Origin of the sequence: Myxococcus qinghaiensis, from assembly GCF_024198215.1 — a bacterium.
GTDB lineage: Bacteria > Myxococcota > Myxococcia > Myxococcales > Myxococcaceae > Myxococcus > Myxococcus qinghaiensis.
Window position 1 is genome coordinate 1 of the sequence record NZ_JAKCFA010000011.1, and the last position, 16,055, is coordinate 16,055.

Annotated in this window: 13 protein-coding genes and 1 pseudogene; 2 read left to right on the forward strand and 12 right to left on the reverse strand. The window is 65.8% G+C overall.

Features of this window, described 5'->3' with window-relative positions; all coding sequences use genetic code 11:
- Positions 1–171: 171 nt before the first annotated feature.
- Entirely contained in the window at positions 172–3,195 is a 3,024-nt protein-coding gene (locus tag LZ199_RS21500; protein ID WP_253995613.1) for a hypothetical protein, read from the forward strand.
- Positions 3,196–3,550: 355 nt separating this feature from the next.
- Positions 3,551–4,262 (forward strand): annotated as a pseudogene (gene sitI6, locus LZ199_RS21505) (SitI6 family double-CXXCG motif immunity protein).
- Positions 4,263–4,295: 33 nt separating this feature from the next.
- Here the strand turns inward: sitI6 and LZ199_RS21510 are convergent.
- The 12 genes from LZ199_RS21510 to LZ199_RS21565 form a co-directional block, all read right to left on the reverse strand.
- Positions 4,296–5,246, reverse strand: a complete 951-nt coding sequence (locus LZ199_RS21510; protein ID WP_253995614.1) for a hypothetical protein — start codon at positions 5,244–5,246, stop codon at positions 4,296–4,298.
- A 204-nt stretch (positions 5,247–5,450) separates the two neighbouring features.
- Positions 5,451–7,709 carry a xanthine dehydrogenase family protein molybdopterin-binding subunit gene (locus LZ199_RS21515; protein WP_253995615.1) on the reverse strand — a complete coding sequence of 753 codons (2,259 nt, stop codon included), beginning with the start codon at positions 7,707–7,709 and terminating at the stop codon, positions 5,451–5,453.
- 10 nt (positions 7,710–7,719) lie between these two features.
- Complete coding sequence (locus tag LZ199_RS21520) at positions 7,720–8,184, reverse strand: (2Fe-2S)-binding protein (protein ID WP_141642356.1); 465 nt, start codon at positions 8,182–8,184, stop codon at positions 7,720–7,722.
- On the reverse strand, positions 8,181–8,834 hold the full coding sequence (locus LZ199_RS21525; protein ID WP_253995616.1) for an Isoquinoline 1-oxidoreductase subunit: 654 nt from the start codon (positions 8,832–8,834) through the stop codon (positions 8,181–8,183). Before LZ199_RS21525 ends, LZ199_RS21520 begins: the two co-directional genes overlap by 4 nt.
- 100 nt (positions 8,835–8,934) lie before the next feature.
- Positions 8,935–9,129, reverse strand: a complete 195-nt coding sequence (locus tag LZ199_RS21530) for a hypothetical protein (RefSeq protein ID WP_253995617.1) — start codon at positions 9,127–9,129, stop codon at positions 8,935–8,937.
- Between the two features lie 11 nt (positions 9,130–9,140).
- A complete protein-coding gene (locus LZ199_RS21535) occupies positions 9,141–9,611 on the reverse strand; it encodes a hypothetical protein (protein ID WP_253995618.1) in 471 nt (156 codons plus the stop codon).
- A gap of 91 nt (positions 9,612–9,702) precedes the next feature.
- Positions 9,703–10,254, reverse strand: coding sequence for a response regulator transcription factor (locus tag LZ199_RS21540; protein WP_253995619.1), 552 nt, complete (start codon positions 10,252–10,254; stop codon positions 9,703–9,705).
- Positions 10,241–11,599, reverse strand: a complete 1,359-nt coding sequence (locus tag LZ199_RS21545; RefSeq protein ID WP_253995620.1) for an ATP-binding protein — start codon at positions 11,597–11,599, stop codon at positions 10,241–10,243. Before LZ199_RS21545 ends, LZ199_RS21540 begins: the two co-directional genes overlap by 14 nt.
- A gap of 161 nt (positions 11,600–11,760) precedes the next feature.
- Positions 11,761–12,279, reverse strand: a complete 519-nt coding sequence (locus LZ199_RS21550) for a hypothetical protein (RefSeq protein ID WP_163870697.1) — start codon at positions 12,277–12,279, stop codon at positions 11,761–11,763.
- Between the two features lie 47 nt (positions 12,280–12,326).
- Complete coding sequence (locus LZ199_RS21555; protein WP_253995621.1) at positions 12,327–13,304, reverse strand: HEAT repeat domain-containing protein; 978 nt, start codon at positions 13,302–13,304, stop codon at positions 12,327–12,329.
- Positions 13,305–13,311: 7 nt separating this feature from the next.
- The gene (locus tag LZ199_RS21560; RefSeq protein ID WP_253995622.1) at positions 13,312–14,529 is read right to left on the reverse strand and encodes a hypothetical protein; all 1,218 of its coding nucleotides are present in this window, start codon (positions 14,527–14,529) and stop codon (positions 13,312–13,314) included.
- Between the two features lie 133 nt (positions 14,530–14,662).
- The gene (locus LZ199_RS21565; protein ID WP_253995623.1) at positions 14,663–15,994 is read right to left on the reverse strand and encodes a glycoside hydrolase family 2 TIM barrel-domain containing protein; all 1,332 of its coding nucleotides are present in this window, start codon (positions 15,992–15,994) and stop codon (positions 14,663–14,665) included.
- Between the last annotated feature and the right edge of the window lie 61 nt (positions 15,995–16,055).

Sequence of the window (16,055 nt, forward strand, 5' to 3'; positions counted from 1 at the left end):
CCCCGGAATCGGTGCTCGACATGCCCGGAATGCCTGCTCGGCATCCCCGGAACTGCTGCTCACCTTGCTCCGGAATCGCTGCTCGGCTTGGCCTGGAATCGGTGCTCACCTTGCCCCGGTACACGCATTATCCGAGGCAACATTCCCGAAGTTCTCATGCAAGCTAGCGTAATGCGCACCCTCAGCACCCACTTCAAGGTCTTCGTCGAGCACGAAGAAATCGAACAATGTCGCGCCGAAGTCCACAAGGCTCTCCAGCAACGTGAATTGGGCCATTGGCTTCACGGGCTCACCGAGCGACTCCGCCAAGGGATTGCGAACGGTACCTACATACGCCTTCCCACTGTTCACGACGAAGAGGTCGCCAATGTCACTAACGACTATGCCTCGCTACAGTGCCTTCGCGAGCTCATTGACACGCCTCCAATGCCCGGGGTGGTCATCTGGATCGATGACCGTTGGGCAACCGGTCACTCAAGTACAGGGCAGTTCGAGATTATCGGCATCATCGAGATGATGAATGCCTTGATGACCAGCGGAGCACTAACACATGAAGACTATCTCGACGGACTGGCGCACTTAAGAAGATCAAACGCATGGTTCATTCCAGTCACCACAAAGGAACTTATCCATCTTCTCGAGCAGACAAAGGTCTCGAAGGGACTGGTTACGGAAACACACGAACTGCGGCTGGTTCGAAGAACAATCGCCGCCAATTTGACACGAAAATCCACACTGATACCGCCCAAGGCCTCCGAGTACGAAGGAGAACTTCGCTTTGCGATCGACTCAAGGACTGCAGCAGTCGATGCAATTTCTTATTTCTGGCAGCACGATGACAGAACCCCTGACAACCGAGCACGCGCAAACTGGGTTCTTCAAAACATGTACATCAGCACTACGGAAATGGCCAAAATCTTCAATCTCACACTCTCCCGCCAAGATCTTGTCCATCATGAAGCTGCCGATATCTCGCTATTGATCCTACAGGGACTCACCTTCGACCATGTCAGGGCAGCTGGGTCTTTATCTATTCGGAGACAATATATCTCCTGGTTGTTCGAGCGGCTCATCACGAGCCATCTTGAACTGGACTCCAGGCTTCTCTCCGATGTTTCCGCGCAACTAATAAATAGACTTAAACAGCCGCTAAACGAAAACCACCCCAAGGACACCCATCAGGCGTTGTGCTACGTATGTCGAGAATTCATTGAGGATTTACCCAACGCACTTCGCCAAGAGATCGACCGCGACACCCAGTTCTTGGCGACGATTGGTCGCGTCCTTCGAGAAACCATTTCCACTCGAAATCAGCACTTCGACCTTGGGTCATTCTGGAGCGCCATTGCGACATCAATCAACGGGCACGACGCGCGACTAACATCTCTGACGGGCCAGGAAGCATTCATTGCAACAACTGGCACTCCCCCGAATTCACACACCACGCTGACATTGGGCACAGGGGAAAATCTGGACCTGGTTGGCTTGGAATTTAGCATCCTCATCGGCGACCTCGCAAAGCGCGAAGCACTCTTACACGAACACCGCACCTTGCTCGACATCCCCGATGAACAGTTCAAAAGCCTTGCCACGGAATTAGCATCAACAGTCAATCCCTCCACTCTCGCACAGAAAGTCCTAGACGTACTTGGCTCAAGCACTTCTGCCTACTATGCAAAGCTAAGGGCGCGCCTGCACGAGCAAAGTGGATTCGGCCTTCACGACTTGCGGCCACCCAGCGGAGACTCGCTACTGCGCCACTTCCGACTACACGCGCATTCACCTCAAAAGGAGCCCCCAGTAAATATATTTGAGACCGCCTCTGAATCACTACTTCGCGAAGTCGGCATTCGCCCTGCCCTCGCAAGACTAATGAGCCTACCAATCCCTCTACCCAACTCGCTCATAGCGGCGATACACAGAGAAAGCCTCCACGAAAGACGGAACATAATAAGGGACATAATAAAGAATAGAAAAACGCCCATCTCCGAAATCCATCTCGTTCACATCCTCTGGACATTCACAAAAGACAACAGAGCATACTCTCGCCTGGCTTTACGTCTCGGTTCTCGAATGCTCTGCACGGGGCAGACCGAACTCTTCAACGCGTTTTCCGCTATACTTAAATGGACTAACGAAAACCTGGAGCAGTGGCACGACACTCAAGCTTGGTCTTCACAACTAAGGCTAGCAACGTCATGGGGGCACGCACATCAACTGCTCACGCTATTCGTCGAAGAGAAAATCCCCCTCTCATGGCTTAGCAAGACCTTTGAGGAGTGCCGACATGGCCTCCGGCGTTTCTTCAGTTCGCGTGTAGATTCTCCGCCAGACGTAGCGCATCCCCAGAGGCTAAACTGGCTAAATCTAACAACCTCGGGACTCGCGTATGCCTTTGACGGCGCGACTCCGGCCGAACTCGATATTGTCAGCAAACTGGCAATCGAAAAGACCCGACTTCGCGAAGCCTCGGATGTGGGATATTTCCCCGATATTTCTCTGCTATTCGATGCATCGCTTGCTCCTGACTGCATGGGCTCATTTCTCGCTGGGGATCGCTCGCAGAAGCTTGCGCCGCTTCTGGGTCCTGATTGTTCGGAACTTCTCTCAAGAGAGAACCTAGGAACGCTGCTCACTCACGCACTAGAATCGATATCTGCGGACTGCACATCAAGCAGTGCGTGGCTCATCCTGAAGTGCATTGCAAACACTGTCTCAGTCCATCCAGAATTCCAGATGAAGCTTGAGAACGCTCTAACCTCAGCAAAGTTCACTTCGATCGTACTCCTGGATCGCAAGTTGGGCATCTTTGCTCTACGCGTCGCATGTGAACAGGCCGCTTACTCACAACTAGAGACTGCCCGAACGCACCTGCAGCAACAATGGATCGAAGTCCTCCGCGCTGTTTCTTCCCAATCAGAAACCAGCAAGGATTTTAACAAGCAGTCGGATGGACTGGATTTCGCTTCCGACATTCAGTCTCTGCTTGAGGCGGCAAGAGATCTTGCGCTCCTAGCCAAGCCTCCTGAAACGAGTGTTGGTTATTTTTCGGATACAGTGATGACGATAATCGACCATCTCGCCCCTCAATACCAATCACTAATGCGGCGATTTATTGACCACTTGTCCGATGGACTTTCCTGCACCAATAGACTCGAACTGTTTCCGATTCGCAACTCCCTGCGGGCAATATAATCAACGACCAATGTAACCCTCCTCTACTCGCGAGGATTTTCACTAGGAGTACGTAGTCATAAAGCAGAGGCATTCGCAGTGCTGTCTCGAATGAAAGGTATCTCCATTGAGCAATCGGAAGGGCGCCGGAGTAATTTCCTGGCGGGAGTTGCGGCAACCAGAAAGCGAGCCAACTCCACTCGGCGAGTCGGTGCCTCACCGCGCGTCCCGCACAGGCAACCATCGGCGACTTGAATCCCACAATGGCCACGTCTGTGTTCGGTCGCTCTAATCCCGGGAGTAAATCTGCCATCTGTGCAGACCCGTCGAGGTGGCATCTACTCGGATACGACGGTAGCGTGAGGTCGTCCGACAGATGAGCCGGTTCTACTGGTTGCACGAGACCAAGGAGCCAACCGCCAGTTTTGACGCCGCCCACCAATGGAGCCTCCCCGGCGTGCGGTGCCACACGTGCGGCGCCACCTGGGCGAGCGCGGGGCACCAGTACCCTGCCGTGGACCTGTCGCAGCTATCTGAGCGCCACGAGTTCAAGAAGGCCCGACCCGAGCCATTCCCCGAGTTCGCGCGCCTGCGAGAGTTGGTGCGTCCCTTGGCGCCGCCCGGTGCCGCATTGCCGCCCGGCACTCAGTTGGGTCCCCTCGTGGGCTCTGCCTCTGGGAAGTTCGGCCCCTTCACGTCGCTCGGCGACCTGCTCTGGGTGCTTCGCCGAGACGCGCTGGAGCGACTCCAGGCGGAAGGCGTGCGAGGCCTTTTGGGATGCCGCACCGAACTGAGGTTCCGCCAGAACGACCCACCAGAGCTGTTCGAACTCCAGATTGAACCGCATGGTCGACTGCACCGGGACTGCATTCCGCCGGACGTGCCCCCCACCTTGCGAAACATGTGGCTGGGTGTATTTCCGACTGCCGGATGACCCCATCCTGGACGCGGCATCTCTGCCCCCGGAACTCGACCTGTTCCAGGTGGGCGACTACTCCACGGTGATTGTGGGCACCGAACGGTTCATGGAATCCGTGAAACACCTGCAACTGGATGGCATCACATTCCAAGAACTGAATGTGCGCTGACTTCAATCCCGCTCAATCTCTCCTCAGGGAAACTCACCACCCCGGCGGAGCAAGCGCGCCCGGAGGGAGCGGCGACAGGAAGGCGCTCTGGTCCAGGTCGAGCTGACTTCCCGAGTGGCCGTAGTACTGGTTTCGACCTGAATCGAGCACCACCGCTCCCGAGTAGATGTCCCAGCCCGGGTCCGACGTCCCGGGCCTCGCCGCGTACATCAAATCTCTCGCCGAGTCGTAGACATGGCCGGAGGCGTGTTGATTGGGAGCGGCGGCCGGGACGATGCCCAGCCCATGCAGCGTCTCGTGCAACATCGCGAACTCGATGTACCCCGGCAGCGTGCTCGAACCACCGATGGGATTCGAGGCGCAAGGCACCGGGCCGCTCGGCAATCCCTTGAGGTAGAGGGCGGTGACCCTGCCCATCAGCGCCGGAGGCCACGGGGCGCCGCCACAGGACCACTCGCTGGTACCGTCGTAATAGACCGCGTACAGCTTCCGCGTGTCACTGAGGTAACCCATCGCGGCCAGCTCCAGCTCGATGCGGTCCCGAACGTAGGCATAGCCCGTGTTCACATTGCCGGTGTTCCCCGTGCCCTTCATCACCGCGTCCGTCTTCGACAGACGGACGAACTGGATGTCCAGCACGGAGCCCGAGACGTCGTACCGGAGCGCCGCGCCATTCGTCGTCTGAGAGGTGAACCACGAATACTGCGCCTGCACGGACCGGCAGAGTGCCCCGCTCGTGTCGAGCGCGCGGTCCACCCCATCCGAGGGCACCACATAGAGAATCTTCACCTTGTAGTCCGACGTGCCATCCGCACGGTCACTGGTGGCGCGCACGGCGGGACACGAGAACGGCGCGGGTGCCAGCGTGGAGTCGACGAAGGTGGACTCGGCGGCCTCCGCAGGACGCAAGCCCATACCACCCAGGGCGAGCATCGCCACGCCCGTCCCCAACATGGACAGCGTCAGTCGGCTTGTCTTCTTCATGGACTCTCAGTTCCTCGTCCTGCGTGGAGAGACAGACTTCAAAGCGTGAACGCCACTTCGAGGCCTATCAAATCATACGCACCGTGAAGACACTCAACTCGGATGGGACTGTCACTGACGGGACGCCATCCCCACCACAAATCCACGCATTGACGCGGCCAGCCGCGCGCCCAAACCCACAGCGCGGCCAGCGCCACCCCAATTCTACACAGGCACCGTCCGGATGATGGGCAACTCCCGGACCCGAACCCCCGTGAGCGCGAACAGCGCATTGACGATGGCGGGTGCCACCGGCGGCACACCGGGCTCCCCCACTCCGCCAGGCGCCTCTTCGCTGCGCACGATGTCGACATGGATGGCCTTGGGCGCCTCGGCGATGCGCACCAGCCGGTAGTCCCGGAAGTTCGACTGCTCCGTCGCGCCTTCCTTCATCGTGATGGAGCCATACATCGCCAGGCTCATCCCGAAGATGATGGAGCCCTCCATCTGCGCGCGGACCCGGTCCGGATTGACGACGAGCCCCGCGTCCACCACCACCCAGGCCTCGTCCACCCGCGCCTTGCCCACCGCGTCCTTCGTCATCGACACCACCACTCCCACATAGCTGAGGAAGCTGCGGTGCGCCGCCAGGCCCAGCGTGCGCCCGTTCTTCGCGCGCTCGCTCCAGCCCGACATCTCCGTGACACGCTCGATGACCCGGCGCAGCCGCCCCGCGTCCACCGGGTGCGCCTCCACCGGCGCGCCATAGTTCGGCAGCGTCGTGACCCCCAGCTCCGCCACCGACACCTTGCGCGCGGGCCCAATCACTTCCAACAGGTTGTCACGCGGGTCCACTCCCCGCGCATGCGCCAGCTCGTCCATGAACGAGCCCACCGCGTACCCATGGAAGATGTTGTTCACGGACCGCAGCCAGCCGATGCGCACCTTCGCGAGCGCCTCGCCCATCTCCGCCCGGACATTGGGGATGTCGAGCGCCAGGTCCAGCACGCCTTGATTCAAGTCCCTCGCCACCGGCCCCGTCACGTCCTCGGAGAACGTCGACCGGATGGCGGGAAAGGCCGTGCGGTGCAGCCACGCCGTCGGCTTGCCTTGCGCATCCAGCCCCGCGCTGAGCTTCTGCGCACTGGCCGAATGGTAGTAGTCGTGACGGATGTCGTCCTCGCGCGTCCACTGCACGCGCACCGGCACCCCCGCCGTCTTCGCGAGGAACACCGCCTCCGCGACGAAGTCCGCCTTCGACTTGCGCCCGAAGCCACCGCCCAGGAGCGTGACATTCACTGTCACCTTGTCCTCGGCAAGCCCCGCCATCTTCGCCGCCTCCGTGCGCGCCGCCTGCGGGTGCTGCGTGGGCGCCCACACTTCGCACACGCCCCCCGCCACGCGCGCCAGGGCCACGGGCGGCTCCATGGGCGCATGGGACAGGTGCGGCGCGTAGTACTCCGCCTCCACCACGCGCGCCGCGCTCGCCAGCGCCTTGTCCACGTCGCCCACGGACCGGGCCGGCTTGCCCGGCGCTCGCACCGACTCCAGCAGCGCCAGGCGGTACTTCTCCGAGTCGTAGGACTCGTTCGGACCGTTCTCCCAGATGATGTCCAGCGCCTGGCGACCGCGCATCGCCGCCCAGGTGTTCTCCGCCAGCACCGCCACGCCACCCCAGCCCTGGAACAGGTACGGGCGATGAGGCGCGGGCAGCTCCAGCACCTGCTTCACGCCCGGAACCGCGAGCGCTCGCGTCGCATCGAAGCGCACCACCCTCCCGCCGACCACGGGCGGACGGGCCACCACGGCGATGAGCATCCCCGGCAGCTTCACGTCCGCGCCGAACACCGCCTTGCCCGTGACGTACGCGGGCCCATCCAGGAGCGGCAGCTCCGTGCCCACGCGCCGCAGCTCCGTGAGCGGCCGGAGCTGGACGGCCTCCGCCTTGGGCACCGGCAGCTTCACCGCGTCCGCCACCAGCTCACCAAAGCCGAGCGAGCGCTGCCCGTCCCGGAGGTACACGGCGTGCTCACGCGCCTCGCACTGCGCCGGCTTCACCTTCCAGCGCTTCGCCGCCGCGGCCACCAGCATGGTGCGCGCCGTGGCGCCCGTGCGGCGCAGCTCCTGGAAGACGCCTCGGATGCTGCTGGAGCCGTCGGTGTTCTGGTCCCCGTAGACGGCGTCGCCCACCGCCTGGACCACCTTCACGCGCGCCATGTCCGCGCCCAGCTCGTCTGCGATGACCACCGGCATGGAGCTGCGGATGCCCTGCCCCATCTCCGAGCGGTGGCAGACGATGGTGACGAGCCCATCCGCCGCCACGTGCACGAAGACGTTGGGCCGCAGCTCCGGCGCCGACTTCACGCCCGGCACCGCGGCTTCGGCCGACACCGTGGGCACCAGCCCCAGGGCCAGGCCGCCCACGGAGAGGTTGAGCCCTTCGAGAAAGGAACGCCGGGTGAACACCACGGGCTGCTGGCTCATCGCATCCTCGCTACTTCGAGTCAGGCACGCCCGCGGCCTTCTTCACGGCCGCGCGGATGCGCGTGTACGTCCCACAGCGGCAGAGGTTGCCCGCGAGCGACTGGTCGATGTCCGCGTCCGTCGGCTGGGGCTTCTTCGCCAGCAGCGCCGCCGCGCACATGAGCTGCCCGGACTGGCAGAACCCACACTGCGGCACGCCCAGCTCCACCCAGGCGCGCTGGAGCGGATGGCCTCCATCGGGCGACAGTCCCTCGATGGTGGTGACCTCGCGTCCGTCCGCGCGGCGGATGGGCGTCACGCACGCGCGCACCACCTGTCCATCCAGGTGCACGCTGCACGCGCCGCACAGCGCCTGACCGCAGCCGTACTTCGTCCCCGTGAGGCCGAGCACGTCGCGCAGCGCCCACAGCAACGGCATCTCGGGGTCGACGTCCAGCTCCTGCTCGACGCCGTTGACTCGCACTCGGATGCTCATGGTCGCGCCTCCTCGCTGGGACACTGCGCGCCCGTGGCGACCCAGGCCGCGACGAGCGCTCCGAACTGCGCCTGCGTCCCAGGCGCCGGCTGCCTGCCAGAACCCGGCGCCCAGCCCCACCCCACCAGCGCGTCATGCGCGTTGTGCTCGACCAGTTGCGCCAACGTCTTGCCTCCGTTCCGCTCGGGGTCCTTGAGCTGCTCGCACAGCTCGCGGGGGCTCTTGCCCACCCACGCCATGGAGCGCGGGGCCACGTGCCAGTTCGGCGCCCCCGGCACTCGCGCCAGCTCCAGGTTCTTCTCCTGGTGACACCCCGTGCACTCCATGCCCACGACGCCCTTGTCCTCGGGGCCTCGCGTCACCGGAGGGTTGTGGAGCGTCTCACCCGAGTCCTGATAGGGGCTGTCGCCGTCCGGGTGACAGTTCGAGCAGCGCGGATGGAGATAGACGCGACTGGTCTCCAGGAACAGCGCGCGTGAGCGCTGCGCCGGGTCCTCGATGCGCTGGAACACGTCGAGCGGACGCAGGTCCCGCGCGTCCACCGGAGGTAACGACTCCCATCGCGCCGCATCGGAGTCGGGCTGGCGCCGACACCCTCCGGCACCCGCGAGCAGGACGACGGACGCCAGGACCGGAAGAGCACGAATCATCGCGGCGAGGTTCCGGCATGTCGGTCATCACCACAAGCCGAATGTTTGAAGGCCGCACACCACCGGACGGTAGGTGGGAGTCACGCCCCTGTTTCGCGCTTCACCGAGGGGCGGAGTCGCGCGGGCGCCGAGCGGCCACTCGCATGCGCCGCGAGCGAGGCACAGGAGGCGCGGGCGGCTCGCGACGCGGGCCCTGCCGGGGCACTTCCGACAGAGAGGGCACGGGAGTCCTCGCCGCGCGCGGCTTGCTGGACGCGGTGGGAACCATCATCAGCAGCCAGAGGAAGTCGTACATGGACGCGGACCTCAGAAGCCTCGGAACAGGGGACGGCCGTGGGACAGTCCGGCCCAGGGAATCGCGAAGGAGACGAGCAACGTCGCGAGCAGCAGGCCCAGGGCCCACAGGCGGTGACGTGCCACGGGCGCCTCCGCGCGCTGACTCAGCGCGGACGCCACGTGGACGGTGGTGAGCGCCAGCAGCATCAACGCGGGATGCTCGACGCTGAAGAAGCGGAGCGCGGGGACGGCCAGGCTCGCACGCAGGCCACCCTCCAGCGCGGGAGGCGTGAAAGGGCTCAGGCCGAAGTAGAGAATCATCCCCAGCAACATCTGCGAGTCGAAGGCGGAGACCGCGAGCACCTGAAGCCGACGGTCCGCGGGAGTCCAACCTCCAGCGCCGAGCCAGCCGCGAAGCGCCCTTCCCAGCGCGAGCAGGACGAGCAGCACCACCGCCCAGCGCAGCCACGAATGGAGGAAGAGCACCACCGGATACGCCATCGCACTCACCTCTCCAGCACCTCGGACGCCTGTCACCCTAATGGACCGGGAGCGCCGCCCCGTGCGTCTTGGTGACGCACCCCGGGTGCCCTCACTGCCGCACGGGGTGCTTGGACAGCTTGCGCTGGAGGCTCCTGCGCTGGATGCGCAGCAGGCGGGCGGCCTGGGAGATGTTGCCTCCGCAGTCCGCGAGGACGCGCTGGATGTGCTCCCACTCCGCGCGCGCCAGGGACGGCACCTGGTGCTCCAGCGCCACCGCCTCGCCCGCCGGCAGCGTGGCACCCGCGAAGGCCAGCAGGATGTCGTCCACGTCCACGGGCTTGGAGAGGTAGTGCGTGGCACCCCGGCGCACGGCCTCCACCGCGGTGGCGATGCTCCCGTAGCCGGTGAGGACCACCATCGTCGTGCGCGCATCCAACGCCTTCAGCTCGCGGACCAGGTCCAGTCCGGAGCCATCCGGCAGGCGCAGGTCGATGACCGCATACCCCGGGTGCAGCACCGACGCGCGCTCCAGCGCCTCCTTCGCGCTGCCCGCGCCATGCGCCGCGAAGCCCTTGCGGCCGAAGGCCTTCACCAGTCGCTCGCGATAGGGCTCGTCGTCGTCGATGACGAGCACCACCGGGGACACCTCAGGCGGCGACATGGATGGGCTCCCTCCGACACGGCAGCTCCAGCGTGGCGCGCGTACCCCTGCCTTCTTCCGACTCCAGCTCCAGTCGCCCGCCGCACAGCTCGGCGAAGGTCTGCCCCAGGAACAATCCCAGCCCCATCCCCTGCCCCGGGGGCTTGGTGGTGAAGAACGGCTCCCCCAGGCGCTCCAGCACCTCGCGAGGGATGCCTGTGCCCTGGTCCTCCACCACGAAGGTCGTCCGCCCCGCGTCTCCGCTCACGCGCACCGTGACGGGCGCCTGGGACGCGTCGCTCGCGTGCAGGCCGTTGCGCACCAGGTTCGCCAGCACCTGCACCAACCCCCGCATGGGGAAGCAGAGCGACAGGTCCGGGCCGTCCTCGAAGCGCAGGCGCGCCCGCTCCCCCGTCGACAGCTGCTCGCGAAGCCGCTCCAGCACCACGCCCGTCGTCGTCTGCTCCGGCACCTCGCCGTAGGTCTGCCCCGCCCGCGCGCTCATCCGCTCCAGGATGTCGCGGCACCGCTCCACCTGGTCCCGGATGAGGCGCGCATCCTCGAGCGCCTCGTGCGGCTCCTCCAGGATGAGGGCCTCCAGCTCGTTCGCCGCAATCGCGATGGTCCCCAGCGGTGTCCCCAGCTCATGCGCCGCGCCCGCCGCCAGCGTGCTCAGCGACGCCAGCTTCTCCGCGCGCACCGCGAGCAGCTGGGCACGCACCAGGGCCTCCTGTCTGTCCCTCAGCGCCGCCGACACCCGCGCCACCATCAGCGCGATGAGCATCACCGTCAGCATGAAGGCCACCCACATGCCCAGCACATGTCGCGAGCCACTCGGCGCCGAGCCCGACACGTGCGCCAGCTCTCGCAGCGGCACATGGAAGCGGATGAGGAGCGCGGGCCCCAGGATGGACAGGAGCGACAGGCCCACCGTCCAGCGCGGCCCCAGCACCAGCGCCGCCAGCGTCACGTGCACCAGGTACAGCATGGCGAACGGGTTGTCGGGCCCTCCGGACAGCGCGAGCAGGGCCGTCAGCAGCATCGTGTCGAACGCGAGCACCCCGCCCAGGTGATGGGCCTTCACCACCGGCGCACCCCGGAGCCACAGGGTGAGGAGCAGGTTGGACACCCCCGTCGTCGCCACCACCGCGAGCAACGGCAACACAGGGAGCTCGAACCCCAGCCCTCGCACGGCCACGAGCACCGTGAGCGCCGAGCCCCCGACGGCGTGCCAGCGCAGGCGCACCAGCCAGCCGAGGGCAATCGCGCTGGACGACAACAGGTCCACCACGTCCTGCGTGGAGCGATGGAAGGCGGAGCGGGGGCCGCGCGGGGCCGCCTGCGAGTCAGTGGGCGGGCGGAACACGCCTCTTCTTACTCCGGGAGTCCCCTCGTCGCGAGCGCGTCAAGTTGACGCAGGGCCTTCGAATCACCGGGCCAGGGAGGCGGGACACAAGGCCCCTGCTTCCCTGGCCGGTGCGGGCCGACGACGCCTGATTCAGCGGCGTGACGCCGGCCCGTGGGCTGTCAGATGTAGCCCATCAGCTCCGCACGGTCCAAGGCCTCGCCCTTCGAGGTGTAGGACGAGTACCAGGACGTGTTCTTCGTCCCGTACTGGTCCTTCTGGAAGTGGGAGTGGGGACCGGTGGCGTTGCCCGTGCCACCCAGGTTGCCGACCTGGCAGCGATTGCACGTGCGGTCATACGAATCGCTGGTCTTGATCCAATGCCACTGGCGGAAGGACCAGCCGCTGCCGAGGTCGAGCTTCGCCTCGTTCTGGTTGCCGCTGCCATTGCCGTTGCAGACGACCCCGGAGGTCCGGACCGTCACGTTCCAGCGGACGCTGGCGGAGACGCCCGTCTCGGCGCCCCAGTAGTTGCAGCGCGAGTTCGCGACGTCCACGGCACCGTGGTACGTGCCGCTGGAGTAGTAGGTGGTGGCCGTCACCGTGCTGGGGTACGGCGCGACGGCGGTGTACGCAAGCGCCGCGGTGGGGAGTGCTACCAGGGCCGTCAGCGCCGCGAGGCGCGACTTGGAGCTACGCATCGTTGTTCCTTTCGGGCCGACTGTGCGGCCCCCAGAAGGACTGCTGCTCATCGAGCCTGCTGCAACCGCTGCTTCTCCCTCAGGATCAGGCTCCACTCCTGAAGACCTGTACTCAAGGCCCGGACCCACGCGTCGACCTCCGTCGAGAGGCGCGGGTCGACATTCCTCAAGGCCGTCAGCTCCGGCACCGCGCTGGCGAAGCCCAGCCGCGCGAGGCTCTGGAGGATGGCCGTGCGCACGCCCACGTCCGACTCTTCGCGATACAGCGCCACCAGCGTCTGCCGCGCACGGGACATCTCCGGCGCGGGCACGCCGCCCAGCGCCTTCGCCGCCGCCGCGCGCACCTGGGCGTCATCTCCGCCCAGGAGCGTGTGGAGCTGGTCCGCCGACTCCTTGCTGATGGCCGCCGTGGAGATGTTGTCCAGGATTCGCGCCGTCACCTTCGAATCACTCGACGCCACGGCCGCGGCCACCGCCATGTCCGACGCGGGCCCGTGGAGGCCCGCGTAGACGAACTGGTTGTCCTCGATGAGGTTCGTCGCCGCCTCCATCCGCACCTCGGGCGAGGCGTCGCGCACCAGCCGCGAGTACAAATCGCCCGTGTGCTCCTCCGCGCTCGTGCGGCGCAGGGCCCGCGTCGAAGCCGCGCGCACGGCCGGGTCCGCGTCGGTCGAGGCCCGCTTCCCCACCAGTTGGAGCGTGGCGGGACTCTCTCCGCGCTCCGTCTTCGCGACCAGCGCCGCTCCCAGGTGCTCCACCATGACGGGCTCCGTCTCGCGCTCGAAGGCCGCGCGGAGCTGCGCCTCCGGCAGCGTGACGGCGGACTCCTTCAACAGCTCGCTCAGGTAGCGCCGGTAGGCCGGAGACTTCGACTGGAGCCCGCGCCGGATGGAGTCCATCAACCCCTCGACGGAGCACGTCTCGGGTTGAAGCGCGGGGGGCGGAGGCGGCGTCTCCGTCGCGTGCGCGAGAGATGACAACGTCAGCAGGCACAGGGCCGGGGCCAGCAGGAAGGTGCGCGTCATGGAGAGCTCAGTCGCGGTGGAGACAGCCGTAGGGGTCCTGGTCCGCGAGCGCGAGCCACACGCGCTCGAAGTCCACGACACCACTGGCGTAGATGCGCTCGAAGTCCTGGTACGTCGGCTGGAAGCGCGGGTCGACGAGCGCCATGTTCGCCATGACAGGCAGCGCGTCCTTGCCCGCGGCGCGCGCGGAGAAGCGGAACAGCGACCAGCGCACGCACACGTCCTGCTCCGGCTCGAAGGCGCGCGCGAAGGTCTCCAGCACCTTCGCCCTGTCCGCGGACAGCGCCAGGTTGTGCGCGGCGGCGCCGCGTCCATCGGGGCTGCCCTCGGTGGTGAGGACCTTCGCGAAGCCTTCGGTGGCGCTCGCGTCCAGCACGGGCGCGGTCTCCATGGGCGTCGACAGCGCCATGTACCGCACGTGCTCGTCGAGCGACTGCGTGCCGATGTTCAGCAGCTTGTCCAGGTACGGCGCCGCGTTCGCCGACCGCTCATGGTCGTTCTTCATCACCCGGGCGATGGTTCGCGCCGCGGCCCAGCCCGCTTCCCCCGAGGCCGGGTCCTTGGCGAAGTCCGCCAGCTTCGCGAGCGCGTCGGGCGACAACTGCTTCTGCGTGTCCAGCGAGGACAGCACCCCGGCGCGCCGCTCCGGCTCCAGCGCCGCGTCCATCCCCAGCTCCAGCATCTTCCGGGAGACCTCCGGCAGGTGGACGGCCTCCGAGTCCTTCAGCGCCATCGCGAAGACCTTGAACTCCTTCGGCCCCGCGTCGCGCGTCCACTCCAGCACCTGGCCCGCCCGGCCCGCGTCGTTGCCGATGAGCTCCGTCAGCCGCTCCTTCAGGTACATGCGGACCAGCGGGTCCCTGGAAACCAGCAGCGGCGCGGCCCACTCACGGAACGTGTCGATGCTCACGCCCTCGTTGAAGCGCTCCAGGTCCTTCCAACAGGTGGTGGCGTCGTACCGGGGCGCCCCCGCGACGGCCTCCCCTGCCTCAGCGGCCGGAGCAGCACCGGCCCTTCCTTGAGCACGGGCTGAAGCGGAACCTCCGGAGGGGGAACGAGGCTCCACCGACGCGACGTGGGCACCTCCGTCGCCACCCCGCCGGGCCACCAGCGCCACCACGGTCAGCAACAGGAGCCCACCGCCCAGCAGGGCGATGGCTCGACGACGGTTGAAGCGCGAGGGCCCGTCCGGGGGTGTGGGACGCGAAGACGATTCGGGACTCATGCCGCGCCGACCCTACTACGCGGACTCCGAGACTTCCTCTTGATATCTTAAAAAACGGAAATTACCGACCAACCACACAAACTCGGAGTCCAGTCGACAACGCCTGGAGTGTGTTTCAGCGGCCCAGGACGGCTCAGGGCGCGCGTGGCGGCACCAGGGAGCTGGTCGCCATCAGCAGGTTGCCGGAGGCGTCCTTGGCCAGGGCGTACAGCTTGATGGGGCCCTTCACGGTGGCTGGCACTTTCACGCGCCACGAGTCGGGCGTGGCGCCGGGACTGGCGCGCAGGCGGATGACCTCGCCGCGCTCGTACCGGGTGGCCGCGCCCCGGAAGTTGTAGGCGAAGGAGACCTCCAGCGGCGCGTCGTCGGCCTTCTTCACGTCCAGACGCACGTCCACCCAGGTCCCCGTGGGCTCCTGCTTCACGGCCTCCACGGTGAGGCTCTTCAGCTCGGGCAGGGGCGCCGCCGGCTTCTGGCCCGTGTACGCCTCACGCACCGCGTGCCACGCGGGCCGCGTCGACTTGCCCGACAGCATGCCGAGCCAGAGGCTGGTGTGGTCGAACGTCGAGCTGTAGTTGAAGACGAACAGGCCCAGGCAGTCACCCGCCTTCACGTGGGGCGCCAGCGCGTTGTTCCACGCGTCGACGATGACGGCGTACTTCTCCTGGTCATCCGGCTCCCGGGCGATGCCGTTCGCGTCCTTGGGCGCCTCCCACTCCCCCTGCGCGCCGAACTCGGTGATGAGCCAGGGCTTGGTGCCGCCCTCCTTCTTCAGCGCGTCCGGCAGCACGTGCACGCCCCGGCCATAGACGTTGAGGCCATACGCGTCGAGCGACGGGACGAACTTCTCCCACCACTTCACCGCGAGCACCCACGCGTCCACCGAGATGACCGGGTGGTTTGAATCCACCTTCTTGATGTCCTGGACCACGCTCTCCAGGAAGCGCGCGTAGGCCTCCTTCGCCGCGTCATTCGGGCTGTTGAGGATGACCTCGTTGCCCAGGCCCCAGGCCAGCACCGCCGGGTGGTCCTTGAGGCGCTTCACGCTCTCCAGCGTGTCCGCGCGCTGCTTCTTCATGCCCGCCACGTCGGTGAGGTAGTCGAACGAGTCGTCGTCCTCCGCGCCGGGCTGGCCATGCCGCATCCACAGCCCGACGAGCACCTTGAGGCCATGCTTGTGCGCGGCGTCCAGGAGCAGCGTCGTCTCCGCGCCCACGCCCCACGTGCGCAGCGTGTTGACGCCCTGGGCCGCCAGCCTCGCGCAGTCCTGCTCATACGCCGCCGAGCTGCCACTGCCGCTGAAGGTGACGCCCTTGGCGACATAGGGGCGCCCATCCACCTGGAGCTGCCATTGCCCGTCCACCCTCGAAAGAGCGGTCCGGGCCTCGGCGGCCAGGGCCGGGCACAGCACGAACGCACACAACAACAGCAGGACGCTGCGAGTGGGGCGAAGGCAAGGGGCCATGGGGCGGGGATGGTAACTCGTTTCAGCTCCCATTTCCGGCGCCCCGTGAATTCCCGGAGAA